This is a genomic window from Pararhodobacter sp. SW119, assembly GCF_017811755.1.
Taxonomy (GTDB): Bacteria; Pseudomonadota; Alphaproteobacteria; order Rhodobacterales; family Rhodobacteraceae; genus Pararhodobacter.
The window spans coordinates 152,961-169,734 of the sequence record NZ_JADDJF010000003.1; the positions used below are offsets into that span (position 1 = coordinate 152,961).

Consider the following 16,774-nt stretch of genomic DNA (forward strand, 5'->3'; position numbering starts at 1 on the left):
GCATGAGCGAACGTCCCCTTGCCGGCCTTCGGGTCATCGAACTTGCGCGCATCCTCGCCGGGCCCTGGGCCGGGCAGACCCTGGCCGACCTCGGCGCCGAGGTGATCAAGGTCGAGGCCCCCGAAGGCGACGACACCCGCCGCTGGGGTCCGCCCTTCATCGACCGCGACGGCACGCAGGTCGCCGCCTACTTCCACTCCGCCAACCGCGGCAAGCGGTCCGTCGTGGCCGATTTCCGCACGCCCGAGGGGCAGGCGAAGGTGCGCGAACTGGTCACCGGCGCCGACATCCTGATCGAGAACTTCAAGGTCGGCGGGCTGGCGAAATACGGGCTCGACTATGCCGGGCTGTCGGCGGTGAATCCGGGGCTGATCTACTGCTCGATCACCGGCTTCGGGCAGGACGGGCCCTATGCGCACCGGGCGGGCTACGACTACATCATCCAGGGCATGTCGGGGCTGATGTCGATCACCGGCCCGGTGGAGGGCGAGCCGCACCGCGTCGGCATCGCCGTCACCGACCTGGTCACCGGCATCTACGCCACCACCGCGATCCTCGCCGCGCTGCACGAACGCAAGACCACCGGGCGCGGCGCGCATGTCGACATGAGCCTTCTCGATTCGGCGGTGTCGGTGATGGCCAACCAGGCGATGAACTACCTGTCGACCGGCACCCCGCCGGGGCGGACCGGCAACGTGCATCCCAACCTTGCGCCCTACCAGGTGTTCGAATGCGCCGACGGGCATGTGATCGTCGCCACCGGCAACGACGCGCAGTATCACCGGCTGTGCCGGCTTCTGGGCCGCGCCGACCTGATCGACCACCCGGCCTATCGCAGCAATGCCGACCGGGTCGCCAACCGCCCCGCCCTGTCCGAGGCGCTGTCGGCGGCGACGCGGCAGCGCAGCAAGGCCGAGCTTCTGGCCGCCTGCGAGGCCGAGGGCGTGCCGGCCGGCCCGATCAACGACATGGCCGAGGTCTTCGCCGACGCGCAGGTGCAGGCGCGCGGCATGCAGCTGGACCTCGGCCCGCACCGCGGCGTGCGCTCGCCCTTCGTCCTCGACGGCGCGCGCTGCGCTTCCGACCGCCCCGCGCCCGTGCTGGGCGAAGGCGACGACGAGGTCGCGCCGGACGCATCCCCCCGACCCGCTGCGGCGCCGCGCACCTGACACCCCCGCCCCGAGGCGCTCCACCGGACACCGCGCCCCCGATGAAAGGGTGACGGAAGTTCTCCCGCCCCTCGTCAGGCTGTGCGCTCCGCGCACAACCTTCCTCGCGTTGGGCCGGGCGCCGCGCGCTTCGCGCGCGGCGAAAAGAGGCTGCGCCGCGAACGGCAGGTAACCCCCACCGCCCCATACTTTTCCTGTCCGGACGTATCCCGGGGGGTGAATTGGCGGAGCCAAGAGGGGGCAGCGCCCCCCCTTCTTCGCCTCACTCAAAGCCCGAAAACCGCGGGCTCAGGCGTTACCAGAACCCTGCCGCAACGCGCGAAACTGCCATACGCCTGCCAGCCGCTTGCCATACGCTTGCCAGCACCCTGCCGGCGGACCTTTTGCCGGTCCATGCCGCGTGCGGGGACGGCCCGGGTCACCGCGCCTTGCCGCCGCTTTCGGCCGGTTGCGCCGTCACCAGCATGAGGTTCCCGGCCGGCATCTCCTGCCGCGCCCGGGGCGCCAGACCGGCCTCCAGCAGGCGGGCTTCGACCCAGGCGATGTCCTTGTAGCCGATGGCCGGGTCTTGCGCGCGCAGGCTCGCGTCGAAGGCCCGGTCGCCGTCCGAGACCAGCGCGCCGTCCCGCCGGAAGGGACCGTAGAGCGCGAAGACGCCACCGGGGGCAAGGGCGCGGGGGACCTCGTCCAGAAGCACCTCTGCCTCGGGGGTCGAGACCAGATGTAGAAGGTTTGTCAGACAGATAGCATCCCAGGCCGCGTCCGGGGCCCAACCGGGGGCGCAGGCGTCCAGCGGGATCGGGTCGCGCAGGTTGGGCCGCCCGGCCCGGGCCGCGCGGGCGCGGATCGAGGCGAGGTTGCCAGGGTCAAGATCGGAGGGCTGCCAGGTCAGGCCCGCGAATCGTGCCGCGAATTCGACGACATGCTGGCCGGTGCCGCTGGCCAGTTCCAGCGCCTGCCCGCGGTTCGGCAGATGCGCCGTCAGCACTGCGGCGATGGGTTCGAGGTTGCGCGCGGCGGAGGGGGCGAAGCGCAACCCGTCCTCGGCCGGGGCGGCGCTGTCGGGCAGGTCCAGCCGGCGGATCATCGCAGCCGCGCCGGCGACAGCGCCGCCAGGATCTCGGGCGCGATGCCCGACGCCGCGCCGCCCGCGACCTCCTCCATCACGCGCGCCGCGCCGGGGGCGGACTGGAACCCCTGGCCGCCCTGCCCCGCGCACCACAGGAAATCGGCGTCCAGCGGGTCGGGGCCCAGCACCAGCGTCCGGTCGGGCACGAAGCTTCGCAGCCCCGCCCACGACGCCTCGACCCGCGTCACCGGCACGGTCACCATCTCCTCGTAGCGGGCCAGACCTTCGGCGAGGACCATGTCGTCGGCCCAGGCGTCGTGCGGCTCGGCGGGGTCGGCCTCGGCCGGCGAGACGAGCAGTTTTCCGGCCTCGGGCTTGGCGTACCAGGTCTCGCCCACGCCGAACAGGAGCGGCCAGGCACGGATGTCGTGCCCCTCGGGCGCGGGGAGTTGCGCCATCGAGCGCCGGTAGGGCTGCAGCCCGATCCCGGGCAGGCCGGCCAGCGCGGCGATCCGGTCGGCCCAGGCGCCGGCGGCATTGACCAGTCGGCGCGCGCGCAATTCCTCGCGGTCCGACAGGGTCACGGTCCAGCCGTCGGCATCGCGGCGGATGGCGGCGACGGCGGCGCCGGTGCGAATTTCGCCACCGCGTTCGCGCAGGCGGCGGGCGTAGGTCTGCAGCATCAGGTCGGTGTCGATGTTCTGCGCGCCGTCGGTCTGCGCGGCATAGGCGACGCGCGCAAGGTTCAGGATCGGCACGATCGCCTCCGCCTCGGCCGGGGTGATGCGGGTCAGGTGCAGATCGGCGCAGTCCTTGTCGAAAGCCGCGCGCTCGTGCGCCTGACCCACCGCCAGCAGCCCGCGCGGGCTGAGGACGCCCATCTCGGCCAGTTCCTCGCCGCTGGCGCGGGCCAGGGCGACGGTGGGCGGCGCGCCGTATTCGGCCTCGTAGAGCGCGGCCGAGCGGCCCGAGGTGTGGTAGCCCAGCTGCGCCTCGCCCTCGACCAGCAGGGTCGCGCCCAGCCCGGCCAGGCGCGCCCCGGCCGAAAGCCCGGCGATGCCGCCGCCGATGATCAGGAAGTCGTGCATGATGTCCCCTGTGGTCAGTCCATCGCAGGTTTCAGTTCAGCCGGCCAGCGCGACCTCGGCCCCGGCGCCCAGGCGCAAGAGCCGCGCCTCCTGCATCGGGGGGGCCATCAGGCTCAGCCCGCAGCCGGGCGCGCCGGTCGGCACGGTCAACGCGCAGAGGCCCATCAGGTTGCCGATGCGGGTGTTGCGCAGCGTGCGCAGGTTTTCCGAGGCGAAGAAGGCGTGATCGTTCGTCACCGCGTCGATCCGCGGCGGCAGGTTCGCGTTGGTCGGTAGCAGGACCACGTCAAAGCCCGCCGTGGCGCGCGCATAGGCGGCGCGCAGGGCGTTCATGCGGAAGAGCGCGGCGATGTAGTCGTCGGCGCTGTGCGCCGCCCCGGCGCGGAAGCGGGCCAGCACCGGCGGGAACATCGCGTCGGGGTCGGCCTCGATCCGGTCGCGCCAGGTGGCGTAGCATTCGGGGGCATAGAGGATGCCGGACATCTCCATCGCCTCGGCCACCGCGCGGATCTGCACGCGCGCGATCTGCGCGCCGGCGGCCGCCAGCCGGTCGACCGCGGCTTCGAAGGCGCGCGCCTGCGCCGGGTCCAGGTCGTCCAACGCACCGGTTTCCAGCACCAGAAGGCGTGCGCCGGCGATGGTCGCGCCGCGCAGGTCGGGCGCGGGCGAGTCGTCCAGGAGCGAAAAGGCCAGCGCCGCATCCTCGACCGTGCGGGCCAGGGGGCCGATGGTGTCGAAGCTTTCGGCCAACGGCACGCAGCCGGTCAGCGGCACGCGCCGCGCCGTGGTCTTCAGCCCGACCAGGTCGTTCCAGCCCGCCGGCACGCGGACCGAGCCGCCGGTGTCGCTGCCGATGCCCAGCGGCGCCAGACCCCAGGCGACCGAGGCCGCCGCGCCCGAGGATGATCCGCCCGGCACATGGTCGGGGTCGTGCCGCCAGGGCGGGGTGTTGGTGATCGGGTTCAGGCCGAGCCCGGAAAACGCGAGTTCCGTCATGTGGGTCTTGCCCAAGGGCGGCATGCCCGCCCGCGTCAGGCGGGTGACGACGGTGGCGTCGGCGTCCGGCACGCGGCCCTTCAGCAGGGCCGAGCCCGCCTCGGTCGCCACGCCCGTGGTGTCGAACAGGTCCTTCCAGCTGACCGGGACGCCATCCAGCGGCCCGCGCCGCAGTCCGGCACGGGCGCGCGAGCGTGCCGCCATCGCCGCGTCCAGCGCCTGCTGCGGCATCATCCGGGCGAAGATCCGGTCGCGGTGCGGATGCGCCTCTGCGGCCGCGAGGAACCCTTCGGCCAGCGCCACCGGGCAGATATCGCCCGCCTCGATCCCGCGCCCCAGTTCCGCCGCGCCCATTTCCCGCCACGTCGCCCGCATCGCCGCCTCCAGATTGCCCCCCGCAGGCTTAGCGCGCGTCTGCCGCATGGACAATCCCGGCCGGGGGCGCATATTTGACCCATGCGCAATGCGACCGACATCCTGATCGTGGGCGGCGGCCTGAACGGCCCGGCGCTGGCGCTAGCGCTGGCGCAGGGCGGCTTTCGCGTCACGGTCATCGATGCCCGCCCGGCCCCGGCGCGGGCAGAACCCGGCTTCGACGGGCGCGCCTATGCGCTGGCGCTGGCCTCGGTGCGGGTGCTGTCGGCGATCGGGGTCTGGGCCGCGTTGCAGGACAAGGCGCAGCCGATCCTGGGGATCCGCGTCAGCCAAGGCCATGCCGGGCGCGGGGCATCGCCCTTCTCGCTCGGCTTCGATCACGCCGAGATCGAGGAAGGCCCGATGGGCCAGATGATCGAGGACCGGCATCTCTATGCGGCGTTCCGCGCGGCGATGGCGCAGCAGGACCGCATCACGCTGATCGACGGCGCGCGCGTGGTGGGGCAGGACATCGCGGGCCAAAGCGCGACGGTGACGCTGGAATCGGGCGAGGAACTTTCCGCGCCGCTGCTGGTCGCCAGCGACGGGCGCGACAGCCCCACCGCCGCGCGGGCGGGCATACGCCGGCAGGGGCGGGACTACGGGCAGACGGCGCTGGTCTGCGCGGTCGCGCACGCGCGTCCGCATGACGGGATCGCGCACCAGATGTTCCTGCCCGCCGGCCCGCTGGCGATCCTGCCGTTGCCGGACAACCGTTCCTCCATCGTCTGGGTCGAGGCGCGCGAAACCGCGCAGGCGATCCAGCGGCTCGACGACGCGGCCTACATGGACCTTCTGCGCCCGCGCTTCGGGGATTTCCTGGGCCGGATCGAACTGGCCGGCGCGCGGTTCGCCTATCCGCTCCGCCTCAGCCTGGCCGAGGATTTCGTCGCGCCGCGGCTGGCGCTTGTCGGCGATGCCGCGCACGGCGTGCATCCGATTGCCGGCCAGGGCCTGAACCTGGGGCTGCGCGACGTCGCCGCCCTGGCCGAGGTGCTGACCCTCGCCCGCCGGCGGGGCGAGGATGTCGCGGCGCCCGGAGTGCTGGCGCGCTACCAGGAATGGCGGCGCTTCGACACGGTCCGGATGGCGCTGGGGATGGACGCGGTGAACCTTCTCTTTTCCAACGGAAATCCCGTGCTGGAGGGGTTGCGCGGGCTTGGCCTCGGCGCGGTCGCGGCGCTGCCGGCGCTGCGCCGCACCTTCATCCGCGAGGCCGCCGGCCTGCGCGCCGCCCAGCCGCGCCTGATGCAGGGCCTCCCGGTCTGAGGCGCCGCCGCGGGCGCACCGCGCCCGCCGCGACCGACCCCCCTCGATGGGGGTGAGGTCGCGCCGCCCGAAGCGAAGCACGTTCCTTTAGGTCAGACCCGCGGTCGGCGGTTGATCAGGATCAGCCCCGCGACCAGCAGGGCCAGCGCCACCGGCATGGCAAGCGTCACCGGCTCGCTCAGCACCAGCCAGCCCAGCCCCGCGCTCAGCACCGGGGTGAGGAAGCTGAAACTCGCCACCGACGACGACGGGTAGCGCTGCAGCAGCCAGAACCAGGTGACGAATCCGGCGGCGATGCAGAGCGCATGCGTCAGGAAGATGGTCAGCTGCACGCCGTCGAAGGCGCGCACGAAACTGCCGCCGTAAAGCGGCGCCAGCGTCAACAGGATCGGCGCCGAGACCAGCAGTTGCCAGAAGATCTGGGTGTCGGGCGGCGCGCCCTGCAGGCGGGTCAGCCGCGCGATGATCACGATCGCCGCCCAGCTCATCCCCGCCGCCAGCGCCGCCAGATCGCCGGTCAGGCTGCCCGCCGCCGTCACGTCGCCCTGCGCCTGCCCGACCAGCACCAGCACCACCGCGGCGAATCCCAGCCCGAAGCCCAGCACCCGCTGCGTGCTCAGCCGCTCGCCGGGAAAGAGGAAATGCGCCGCCCCCGCCAGCCACAGCGGCATGGCGTAGAAGAGCACCGAGGCGCGCACCACCGTCGTCTGGTCGAGTGCGACGAAGAGAAAGAAGAACTCGGCCGAGAAGGCCGCCCCGATCAGCAGCCCCGGCCGCCAGAGATCCGGCCGGAAGTCGATGCGCCGCCAGACCATCCACCCCGCCACCAGCGCGCCCGCGACGACCGAGCGCGCGGCGGCAAAGAAGACGGGCTGCAACCCCTCGTTGCCCAGCTTGATCAGAACGTTGTTCGACGCGAAGACGAAGGACAGGGTCAGCAGCATCCAGAACCCCGCGAGGTCGAGCGGGCGGCGCTGCGGCAGGATGTGGGCCATGAAAGCTCCTGAAAACCGATGCGGGCAGTCAAGGCCTTGGCGCGGCGAAGGTCAATGGCTGCCGCCGGCGTCTTTTCCCGGCCTGCCGGATGGCCTAGGGTTGGCGGGCAGGCGGGCGGCCTGCGCCGGACCGGACGCACGATGAACGAGACCAAGACCGGACTCATGGCGCGCTGCGAGGCGATGGGCCTGCGGCTGACCGGGCAACGCCGGCTGATCGCGCAGGTCTTGGAACGCGCCGACGATCACCCCGATGTCGAAACGCTCTTTGCCCGGGCCGCCGCGCGCGATCCCAGGATCTCGCTGGCGACGGTCTACCGCACCGTGCGCCTGTTCGAGGAACAGGGCCTGCTGGAGCGGCTGGAATTCGGCGACGGGCGCGCGCGCTACGAGGATGCCGAACGCGCGCACCACGACCACCTGATCGACCTGGACAGCGGCGAGGTGATCGAGTTCACCGACCCCGAGATCGAGGCGCTGAAGGAAGCGATCGCGCGCCGCCTGGGCTACCGGCTGAAGGGGCACCGGCTGGAGCTTTACGGCGTCCGGCTCAAATCCTGAACGGGGCCTTTCCCCGCCCGCGCGGACGGGGTAAGCGGGCCGCTTACGCCCCCTGATGGACCTGCCCGCACCATGGACAATCTGCGCGCCAGCCTGCTGATGGTGGGCTCGATGGCCGGGTTCGCCATCGAGGATGCGGTGATCAAGTACCTGTCGGCGGCCATGCCGGTCGGGCAGATCATGGTTCTGATCGGCCTGGGCGGCAGCGCGATCTTCTGCGCGGTGGCCTGGGCGCGGGGCGTGACGGTCCTCAGCCGGCAGGCGGTGCGGGGCGCGGTCCTGCTGCGCAACCTGTCCGAGATGGTCAGCGCGTCGCTGGTGGTTCTGGCCATCGCGCTGGTGCCGCTGGCGGTGGTCACCGCGATCCTGCAGGCGATGCCGCTGGTGGTGACGCTGGGGGCGGCGCTTTTCCTGGGCGAACCCGTGGGCTGGCGGCGGTTCTCGGCCATCGCCGTGGGGTTTCTGGGCGTTTTGCTGATCATCCGGCCCGGCGCCGCGGATTTCGATCCCGCGGCGCTGCTGGCGCTGGCGGCGGTGGTGACGCTGACCGTGCGCGACCTGGCGACGCGGCGCGTGGCCGGCGACGTGCACAGCCTGCAGCTGAGCGCCTGGGGCTTCCTGACCATCGTGCCGGCGGGGGTTCTGTTGCTGGCGATCCTGGGCGAGGCGCCGCTTGCGCCCAACGCTGGCCAGTGGGGCTGGCTTCTGGCCGGGCTTTGCGCCGGGACGCTGGGCTACGCGGCGCTGGTCGGGGCGACGCGCACGGGCGACATCGCGGTGACCACGTCCTTCCGCTATTCGCGGCTGGTCTTCGCCATGGCGATCGGCTTCACCTTCTTCGGCGAACGCCCGGACGCGATGACGCTGATCGGCTCGGCGCTGGTGGTGGGGGCCGGGCTCTTCACCCTCTGGCGCGAGATGCGGCTGCGCCCGATGCCGGGCTGAACCCTTTTCGCCCCGCCCGCCCCGGTCTATAGAAGCCGCGCAATCACCTGAGCGAGGGACGACATGACCGCCATCCTGGACATCACCGGACGCGAGATTCTGGACAGCCGGGGCAACCCGACGGTCGAGGTGGACGTGATCCTGGAAGACGGCACGCTGGGGCGCGCCGCGGTGCCCTCGGGCGCGTCGACCGGCGCGCACGAGGCGGTGGAGCTGCGCGACGGCGACAAGGGCCGCTATGGCGGCAAGGGCGTGCTGCAGGCGGTGGCCGCGGTCAACGGCGAGATCGCCGAGGCGCTGGTCGGCAGCGACGCGACCGAACAGGTGATGATCGACAGCGCCCTGATCGACCTCGACGGCACGCCCAACAAGTCTCGCCTCGGCGCGAACGCGATCCTCGGTGTCTCTCTCGCCGTGGCGAAGGCCGCGGCGGATGCGACCGGCCAGCCGCTTTACCGCTATGTCGGCGGCACCTCGGCGCGGGTTCTGCCGGTGCCGATGATGAACATCATCAACGGCGGCGAACATGCCGACAACCCGATCGACATCCAGGAATTCATGATCATGCCGGTCAGCGCGGGCTCGATCCGCGAGGCGGTGCGCATGGGGGCCGAGGTCTTTCACGTCCTGAAGAAGGACCTGAAGGCCGCGGGTCTCTCGACCGGGATCGGCGACGAGGGGGGCTTCGCGCCGGACCTGAGTTCGACCCGCGACGCGCTCGATTTCATCCTCAAGGCGGTCGAGACGGCGGGCTATGCGCCGGGCAAGGACATCACGCTGGCGCTCGACTGCGCGGCGACCGAGTATTTCAGGGACGGCCGCTATGTCATCTCGGGCGAGGGCAAGACGCTGACCGCCGAGGAGAACGTCGCCTGGCTTTCGTCGCTGGTCGCGGACTATCCGATCCTGTCGATCGAGGATGGCTGCGCCGAGGATGACTGGGACGGCTGGCGGATGCTGACCGAGGCGCTGGGAAGCAAGGTGCAACTGGTCGGCGACGACCTGTTCGTCACCAACCCCGAACGGCTGGCGCGCGGGATCACCGAGGGGTGTGGCAACGCGCTGCTGGTCAAGGTCAACCAGATCGGCACGCTGACCGAAACGCTGGAGGCCGTGGACATGGCGCACCGGGCGCGGATGACCTGCGTGATGTCCCACCGCTCGGGCGAGACGGAGGACGCGACGATTGCCGACCTGGCGGTGGCCACCAATTGCGGGCAGATCAAGACCGGCTCGCTGGCGCGGTCGGACCGGCTGGCGAAATACAACCAGCTGATCCGCATCGAGGAGATGCTGGAGGACAGCGCGCGCTACGCCGGCCGGTCGATCCTGCGCGGCTGAGCCCTGCCCGACCCGGGCGCGACCCCGCATCAACCGGGAAAATCAGTCAAATCCGCCCCGGAAGCGCCGCGAAATGGCGCCTGCGACCTGATGCGCATTGCCCCGGCGCCTTCGGGAACCTAATCATGCCCTGATGAGCGCAACTGTCGAGATGCCCCTCTGGCTGGTGATCATGGTGCTGGTGCTGGCCGCCATCGCCACGCTCGACCGCATCATCGGGCCGGGGCTGCGCTGGTTCCTGCGCCGCCGGATGGAGCGCGCGGTCGAGGAGTTGAACAAGCGCCTCGAACGCCCGATCCAACCCTTTCGCCTGGCGCGTCGTCAGGACCAGGTGATCCGGCTGATCCACGACCCGCAGGTGATGGAGGCGGTCAGCGACTACGCCCGCACCGAGGGCGTGCCGCACAACGTGGCCTTTGCCAAGGCCCGCTCCTACGCGCGCGAGATCGTGCCGGGGTTTTCCACCGCGACCTATTTCGGCTTCGCCATCCGCGTCGCCCGCCGCCTCAGCCGCGGGCTCTACCGCGTGCACCTTGGCCGGGCGGACAGCGACACGCTGCGCGGGATCGACCCGCGTTCGGCGGTCGTCTTCGTGATGAACCATCGGTCGAACATGGATTACGTGCTCGTCACCTGGCTGGCCGCCGACCGCTCGGCGCTGTCTTATGCGGTGGGCGAATGGGCGCAGGTCTGGCCGCTGAAATCGCTGATCCGGGCGATGGGCGCCTATTTCATCCGGCGGCGCTATTCCTCCACGCTCTACCGCGCGGTGCTGGCGCGCTACGTGCAGATGTCGATCCAGGAGGGGGTGACACAGGCGATGTTCCCCGAAGGCGGGCTCAGCCTGAACGGCGCGGTGGGGCCGGCCAAGAAGGGCCTGCTGCATTACATCGTGCGCGATTTCGACCTGTCCTCGGGGCGTGATGTCGTCTTCGTCCCGGTCGCGCTGAACTATGACCGCGTGCTGGAGGATCGGGTCCTGATCAAGGCCGCCGAGGATGGCGTGCGCCGCTTTCGCGTGCAGCCGTCGCTGGCGGCAGGCTTCGTGCTGCGCACCCTCTGGCGGAAGGCGCGCGGCACCTTCCGGCATTTCGGCTATGCCGCCGTCTGCTACGGCCGGCCGGTGTCGCTGAGCGATTTCATCACCCGAAGCCCCGACCCCAGCACCGAGGCGCTGGCCGAGATGCTGATGAGTCGCATCCGCGAGGCGGTGCCGATCCTGCCGGTGCCGCTGGTCGCCGCGGCGATGGTGCAGGCCGGCGCCCGGACGGACTCGGACCTGCGGGCGGAGGGCGCGCCGGCCCTGCCGGTCAGCCGCGCCGCGCTGGTCGACACCGCAAGGGCGCTGGTCTCAGCGCTGAAGGCAAGCGGCGCCAACCAGCACCTTCCCGGCGGCGATGCCGACGCCGCGATCGAGGAAGGGCTGTCCGCGATGGCCCTGCGCGGCATCCTGGAGGTCCGCGGCGGCGAGGTTCGCATCGCCCAGGGGCAGGAACCGACGCTGGGCTACTACGCCGCATCCGTCCTGCAACGGGTAACCGAACCCGTGGACGAGGCCGCCCGGCACGGAGCGACCCTGGAGCTGCCTGCGGCCGCCGCGACATAAAATTACAAAGCTTCATCTAACCGGGTTGCAATGTTGCGTGACCGATTCTATGGATGCTGCAAGTGCCGCATCGATTCTGCACCGCGGCACAAGTTTTCAGGAGTGACCCATGGCCCTTGACCAGACCCCCGGTATCGCGCCCTACGACGCCCCCGAGAAGGACCTTTACGAGATCGGCGAAATGCCGCCCCTGGGCTATGTGCCGAAGAAGATGTACGCTTGGGCCATCCGCAAGGAACGCCACGGCGAGCCCGACACCGCCATGCAGGTCGAGGTGGTCGATACCTGGTCGCTGGACAGCCACGAGGTGCTGGTGCTGGTGATGGCGGCGGGCGTCAACTACAACGGGGTCTGGGCCTCGCTCGGCGTGCCGATCTCGCCTTTCGACGGGCACAAGCAGCCCTATCACATCGCCGGGTCGGACGCCTCGGGGATCGTCTGGGCGGTGGGCGACAAGGTCAAGCGCTGGAAGGTTGGCGACGAGGTCGTGGTCCATTGCAATCAGGACGACGGCGACGACGAGCATTGCAACGGTGGCGACCCGATGTATTCGCCCAGCCAGCGCATCTGGGGCTACGAGACGCATGATGGCAGCTTCGCGCAGTTCTGCCGCGTGCAGGCGCAGCAACTGATGCCGCGCCCGCGCCACCTGACCTGGGAGGAATCCGCCTGCTACACGCTGACGCTGGCCACCGCCTACCGGATGCTGTTCGGCCACGCGCCGCATGACCTGCAGCCGGGGCAGAACGTGCTGGTCTGGGGCGCCTCGGGGGGGCTGGGGTCCTACGCGATCCAGCTGGTCAACACCGCCGGTGCCAACGCCATCGGGGTGATTTCCGAAGAGGACAAGCGCGAGTTCGTCATGAACCTCGGCGCCAAGGGCGTCATCAACCGCAAGGAATTCAAGTGCTGGGGGCAATTGCCCACGGTCAACACCCCGGAATACAACGACTGGCTGAAGGAAGCGCGCAAGTTCGGCAAGGCGATCTGGGACATCACCGGCAAGGGTGTCAGCGTCGACATGGTCTTCGAACATCCCGGCGAGGCGACCTTTCCGGTCTCCGCGCTGGTGGTCAAGAAGGGCGGCATGGTGGTGATCTGCGCCGGCACGACGGGCTACAACTGCACCTTCGACGTGCGCTACATGTGGATGCACCAGAAGCGGCTGCAGGGTTCGCATTTCGCGCATCTGGCGCAGGCCTCGGCCGCCAACAGGCTGATGATCGAACGCCGGCTCGACCCTTGCATGTCCGAGGTCTTCCCGTGGGAGGAGATCCCGGCCGCCCACATGATGATGCGCCGCAACGAACACAAGCCGGGCAACATGGCGGTGCTGGTCCAGTCGCCGCGCACGGGCCTGCGTACCTTCGAGGACGCGCTCGAAGCCGGGCGTCGCGGCTGAAAAAATCGGTTATCGGTTCCTGAATAGGGACAATCAGGCATTGGCCACCCAATAGGGTGGCCTTTGTTTCCGTATTTGTTCTAATTTTGTACCGTCGCTTCACGCTTCTTCAACAATGTTGCCTGTATGTTCCCTCTTGTCCGGACGCAGATCAGTCCACTGGCCCACCGCGCAGAACGCGTTGAACGCACTGGAGAACGAACATGAAACACGATTGGATGATCCGCACGCTGGAAGATCTGCAGGCCTACGCCAAGGCCAACCGCCTTCCCGCCCTCGCCGCGCATCTGGAGGAAGCGAAGCTGTTGGCCTTCACCGAAATCGCCAGCCAGTCATTCGAGATCGAGCTGCGCCCGCACGACGGCTTCCGCGAGAAGGTCGCCAACTTCGGCTAAAGAAACGCTTTCCCTCGAACGCTGGACCGGCCGCGCTGTTGCCCGTGGCGCCCCGGCCAGACGTTTGACCCCGCGCCCGGACCCTTCGCCAAGGGTTCGGGCGTTGTCATGTCCGGGCCATTGTGATCGCCGGCCCGCACGCGCATGGGCCAAGGCGACGCCGGAAAAATGGTTCAATTCGGGTTAACAAAAATCCGACTTGCAAGACATTTCAAACACTTGCCGCTTGGTCCACGCGTGGACCGTTGCCGATTCGGGGGCTTTTCAGGCCTCCGGGCGCCCACCGGCAGCCCACACCGCGTCCGGGGCGGCATGTAGCATTCCCGCTGGTCGTGGCTACATGACGGAATAGCCGTTCAGCACGCCGACGTCTCATGATAAGCTGCACGCAAACCGGAATGCCATACGAAAGGATCTGCCATGCTTGATCGCCCTGCCCTGAAGCCGAAGGACGCCCCCGACATGGGCCGCTTCGCCTGGGACGACGCGCTTCGGCTGGAGTCGCAACTGAGCGAGGAAGAGCGGATGCTGCGCGATTCGGCGCATGATTTCGCCCAGTCCACGCTGCAGCCCCGCGTGATCGAAGCCTACCGCAACGAGGTCTCCGCGCCCGAGCTCTTCCCGCTGATGGGCGAGGCGGGGCTCCTGGGCGTCACCATCCCCGAGGAATACGGCGGGCTGGGCGCGGGCTACGTGACCTACGGCCTTGTCGCGCGCGAGATCGAGCGCGTCGATTCCGGCTACCGGTCGATGATGTCGGTCCAATCCTCATTGGTGATGTACCCGATCTACGCCTACGGGACCGAGGAACAGCGCGAGAAGTATCTGCCGGGCCTGTCCTCGGGCAAGCTGATCGGCTGCTTCGGGTTGACCGAACCCGATGCCGGGTCCGATCCCGGCGGCATGAAGACCCGCGCCGAGAAGACCGCGACCGGCTACAAGCTGACCGGATCGAAGACCTGGATATCGAATTCGCCCTTCGCCGATGTCTTCGTCGTCTGGGCCAAGTCGGACCATCACGGCGGGCGCATCCGGGGCTTCGTGCTGGACAAGGGCATGAAGGGTCTGAGTGCGCCGAAGATCGAGGGCAAGCTCAGCCTGCGCGCCTCGACCACCGGCGAGATCGTGATGGACGGGGTCGAGGTCGGCGAGGACGCGCTGCTGCCGCATGTCGAGGGGCTGAAGGGGCCGTTTGGCTGCCTGAACCGCGCGCGCTACGGGATCGCCTGGGGCGTGATGGGTGCCGCCGAGTTCTGCTGGCACGCGGCGCGGCAGTACGGGCTGGACCGCAAGCAGTTCGACAAGCCGCTGGCGCAGACGCAGCTTTTCCAGAAGAAGCTGGCCGACATGCAGACCGAGATCACGCTGGGCCTGCAGGCGGCGCTGCAGGTGGGCCGGCTGCTGGACGAGGCGCAGGGCGCGCCCGAGATGATCAGCCTGATCAAGCGCAACAACTGCGGCAAGGCGCTGGAGATCGCACGGATGGCGCGCGACATGCATGGCGGCAACGGGATTTCCGAGGAATACCAGGTTATCCGCCACATGGTGAACCTGGAAACCGTCAACACCTACGAGGGCACGCATGACGTGCATGCGCTGATCCTGGGTCGGGCGCAGACGGGGTTGCAGGCGTTCTTCTGAGCGCCGGCCTCGCCTGGGCCCGGCGTGACTCGGCCCCTCGAACGGCCCGAGGGCCCAGATTTTGCGGAAGCGTCCAAGGTTGGACGCTTTTGCAACGCGCTGATATAAAAACACAATCGGCGTCCGTTAACCGCAATGAAACTTTCGGCCGAGGAGCCGAAGCGCCGGACGCGAGCGCCGTCTGGCGTGGGTCTGAGGCCGCGCGCCTGAGGAACCCAAAGTCAGCGCGATGCAGCCGCTGGGCGGGTCCTCGCCGCCCCATCACGCCCTGTCTGCGCCGCATTGCTGCCGCAGTCTCTGGCGACGTTCCGCGGATACCCTGCTGTTTGTGCGAGTGTTGCCGATGTTCCTGCGCCTTGCCGTGCTTTTCCTTTGCCTGATCCTGCCGCCCGCCGCGCTTGCGCAGGCGCCGGTCGACAGCGCGCTGCGGCAGTTGGGCGGGGATGACATCGGGCGCGGCTGGCAGGCGGTCGGGCGGCTGAACATCCAGGGGCGCGGTTTCTGCACCGGCACGCTGATCGCGCCGGACCGCGTGCTGACCGCCGCGCATTGCCTGTTCGATCCGCAGACCGGCGCGCGCATCGACGTGCGCGAGGTCGAGTTCCTTGCCGGGTGGCGCATCGGTCATGCCGCCGCGATCCGCGGCATCCGCCGCGCGGCGATCGAGCCGTCCTTCCGGATGGCGGGCGACCGGACACTGGAGCGGATCGCCAGTGACCTGGCGGTCCTGCAACTGGACCAGCCGATACACGATGCCGGGCTTCTGCCGTTCGGCATCGCGCCGCTGCCGCCGGCGCCGGGCGCCGCCATTGCCGTGGTGTCCTACGCCCGCGGGCGCGAGGGCGCGGCATCGCTGCAGGACCGGTGCGCCGTTCTGGACCAACTGCGCGAGGGGGTCGTGGTCATGTCCTGCGCCATCGATTTCGGGGCCTCGGGCGCGCCGGTCTTCGCGCTGCAGGGGGGCGTGCCGCGGATCGTTTCGGTGATTTCGGCGATGACCGAGGCCGAGGGACGCAGCCTTGCGCTGGGAATGCGGCTCGATAACCGGATCGGCGCGTTGATGGCGGAACTGGACATCCCGCAGGAGCCGGTCCAGCGGGTGCGCCCGGGTCTTGCAGGGGGCGAAACGGGTGCCCGCGGAACCGCGCGTTTCGTGCGCCCCTGAGGCGTCTTCCCCTCTTGAAAGCGGGTGATCGCTTTCCCAAATCAGCGGTGTCGGGCGCCCGGTCGGGGCCCGATGGACAACAGACCTGGCCGGGAAACCGGCAGGGAACAGCAACATCGCTCGATGGAGGATGACAATGCGCAACTTCGATCCAACCCCGCTTTTCCGCGCCTCGGTCGGTTTCGACCGGATCGCGGACATGATGGACCGGATGCTGGCGGCCGAGCCCGCCCAGCCCACCTATCCGCCCTACAACATCGAAAAGACCGACGAGAATGCCTATCGCATCTCGGTCGCGGTCGCGGGCTTCGCCGCCGACGAGTTGAACGTCGAGGTGAAGGAAAACGCGCTGGTGATCAGCGCCCGCAAGGCCGACGAGGAAGACGGGCGTACCTATCTGCACCGCGGCATCGCCACCCGCGCCTTCGAGCGTCGGTTCCAGTTGGCCGACCACGTCAAGGTGACCGGCGCGACCCATGCCGACGGCATGCTGCATGTCGACCTGGCGCGCGAGATCCCGGAGGCGCTGAAACCGCGCCGGATCGAGATCGCCCGCAAGGATAGCGACAGCCGTCTGGTCGAGGCCAACGCCGCCTGATCCAAGGCGACGGGTCCGAAGTTGGGGCGCATCTGCCGGGTGCGCCCTTTTTGCTATCCGTGTCCGGTAGGCGGGTTTCGCGGATGGATGACAACGCCGAAAGGGCGCGGTAGATCAGGA

General features: G+C 69.6%; 15 protein-coding genes. 11 read left to right on the forward strand and 4 right to left on the reverse strand.

Annotation, left to right across the window (positions count from 1 at the left end; genetic code table 11):
- Positions 1-2 precede the first annotated feature (2 nt).
- Complete coding sequence (locus tag IM708_RS03730; protein ID WP_209424969.1) at positions 3-1,169, forward strand: CoA transferase; 1,167 nt, start codon at positions 3-5, stop codon at positions 1,167-1,169.
- 418 nt (positions 1,170-1,587) lie between these two features.
- Here the strand turns inward: IM708_RS03730 and IM708_RS03735 are convergent, their stop codons facing one another.
- From IM708_RS03735 to IM708_RS03745, 3 genes are read right to left on the reverse strand one after another with little or no spacing between them, the layout of a single operon-like run.
- Complete coding sequence (locus IM708_RS03735; protein WP_209424970.1) at positions 1,588-2,256, reverse strand: DUF938 domain-containing protein; 669 nt, start codon at positions 2,254-2,256, stop codon at positions 1,588-1,590.
- Positions 2,253-3,326 carry an FAD-dependent oxidoreductase gene (locus IM708_RS03740; protein ID WP_209424971.1) on the reverse strand — a complete coding sequence of 358 codons (1,074 nt, stop codon included), beginning with the start codon at positions 3,324-3,326 and terminating at the stop codon, positions 2,253-2,255. The genes IM708_RS03735 and IM708_RS03740 overlap by 4 nt, the downstream gene beginning before the upstream one ends.
- A gap of 36 nt (positions 3,327-3,362) precedes the next feature.
- Positions 3,363-4,697, reverse strand: coding sequence for an amidase family protein (locus tag IM708_RS03745; RefSeq protein ID WP_209425024.1), 1,335 nt, complete (start codon positions 4,695-4,697; stop codon positions 3,363-3,365).
- 81 nt (positions 4,698-4,778) lie between these two features.
- Between IM708_RS03745 and IM708_RS03750 the strand changes: the two genes are divergently transcribed.
- The gene (locus IM708_RS03750; RefSeq protein ID WP_209424972.1) at positions 4,779-6,005 is read left to right on the forward strand and encodes a UbiH/UbiF/VisC/COQ6 family ubiquinone biosynthesis hydroxylase; all 1,227 of its coding nucleotides are present in this window, start codon (positions 4,779-4,781) and stop codon (positions 6,003-6,005) included.
- 92 nt (positions 6,006-6,097) lie between these two features.
- On the opposite strand, the gene IM708_RS03755 is transcribed toward IM708_RS03750, so the two are convergent.
- On the reverse strand, positions 6,098-7,000 hold the full coding sequence (locus IM708_RS03755) for a DMT family transporter (protein WP_209424973.1): 903 nt from the start codon (positions 6,998-7,000) through the stop codon (positions 6,098-6,100).
- Positions 7,001-7,141: 141 nt separating this feature from the next.
- Here IM708_RS03755 and IM708_RS03760 point away from each other — a divergent pair, with 141 nt between their 5' ends.
- The 9 genes from IM708_RS03760 to IM708_RS03800 all read left to right on the forward strand — a co-directional run bounded on the left by IM708_RS03760 (position 7,142) and on the right by IM708_RS03800 (position 16,654).
- The gene (locus IM708_RS03760; RefSeq protein ID WP_209424974.1) at positions 7,142-7,561 is read left to right on the forward strand and encodes a Fur family transcriptional regulator; all 420 of its coding nucleotides are present in this window, start codon (positions 7,142-7,144) and stop codon (positions 7,559-7,561) included.
- Between the two features lie 72 nt (positions 7,562-7,633).
- A complete protein-coding gene (locus IM708_RS03765) occupies positions 7,634-8,506 on the forward strand; it encodes a DMT family transporter (protein WP_209424975.1) in 873 nt (290 codons plus the stop codon).
- Positions 8,507-8,569: 63 nt separating this feature from the next.
- Positions 8,570-9,847, forward strand: coding sequence for a phosphopyruvate hydratase (eno, locus tag IM708_RS03770; protein ID WP_209424976.1), 1,278 nt, complete (start codon positions 8,570-8,572; stop codon positions 9,845-9,847).
- Positions 9,848-9,980: 133 nt separating this feature from the next.
- Positions 9,981-11,453 (forward strand): 1-acyl-sn-glycerol-3-phosphate acyltransferase, encoded by a 1,473-nt coding sequence (locus tag IM708_RS03775; protein ID WP_209424977.1) that lies wholly within the window; start codon positions 9,981-9,983, stop codon positions 11,451-11,453.
- Between the two features lie 109 nt (positions 11,454-11,562).
- Positions 11,563-12,855: a crotonyl-CoA carboxylase/reductase gene (gene ccrA, locus IM708_RS03780; protein ID WP_209424978.1), complete on the forward strand. Its 1,293-nt coding sequence runs from the start codon at positions 11,563-11,565 to the stop codon at positions 12,853-12,855.
- Between the two features lie 203 nt (positions 12,856-13,058).
- Positions 13,059-13,250, forward strand: a complete 192-nt coding sequence (locus IM708_RS03785; protein ID WP_209424979.1) for a hypothetical protein — start codon at positions 13,059-13,061, stop codon at positions 13,248-13,250.
- Positions 13,251-13,670: 420 nt separating this feature from the next.
- Positions 13,671-14,891, forward strand: a complete 1,221-nt coding sequence (locus tag IM708_RS03790) for an acyl-CoA dehydrogenase (protein WP_209424980.1) — start codon at positions 13,671-13,673, stop codon at positions 14,889-14,891.
- A gap of 343 nt (positions 14,892-15,234) precedes the next feature.
- Complete coding sequence (locus IM708_RS03795; RefSeq protein ID WP_209424981.1) at positions 15,235-16,056, forward strand: trypsin-like peptidase domain-containing protein; 822 nt, start codon at positions 15,235-15,237, stop codon at positions 16,054-16,056.
- A 136-nt stretch (positions 16,057-16,192) separates the two neighbouring features.
- Positions 16,193-16,654, forward strand: a complete 462-nt coding sequence (locus tag IM708_RS03800) for an Hsp20 family protein (RefSeq protein WP_209424982.1) — start codon at positions 16,193-16,195, stop codon at positions 16,652-16,654.
- Positions 16,655-16,774: the final 120 nt, after the last annotated feature.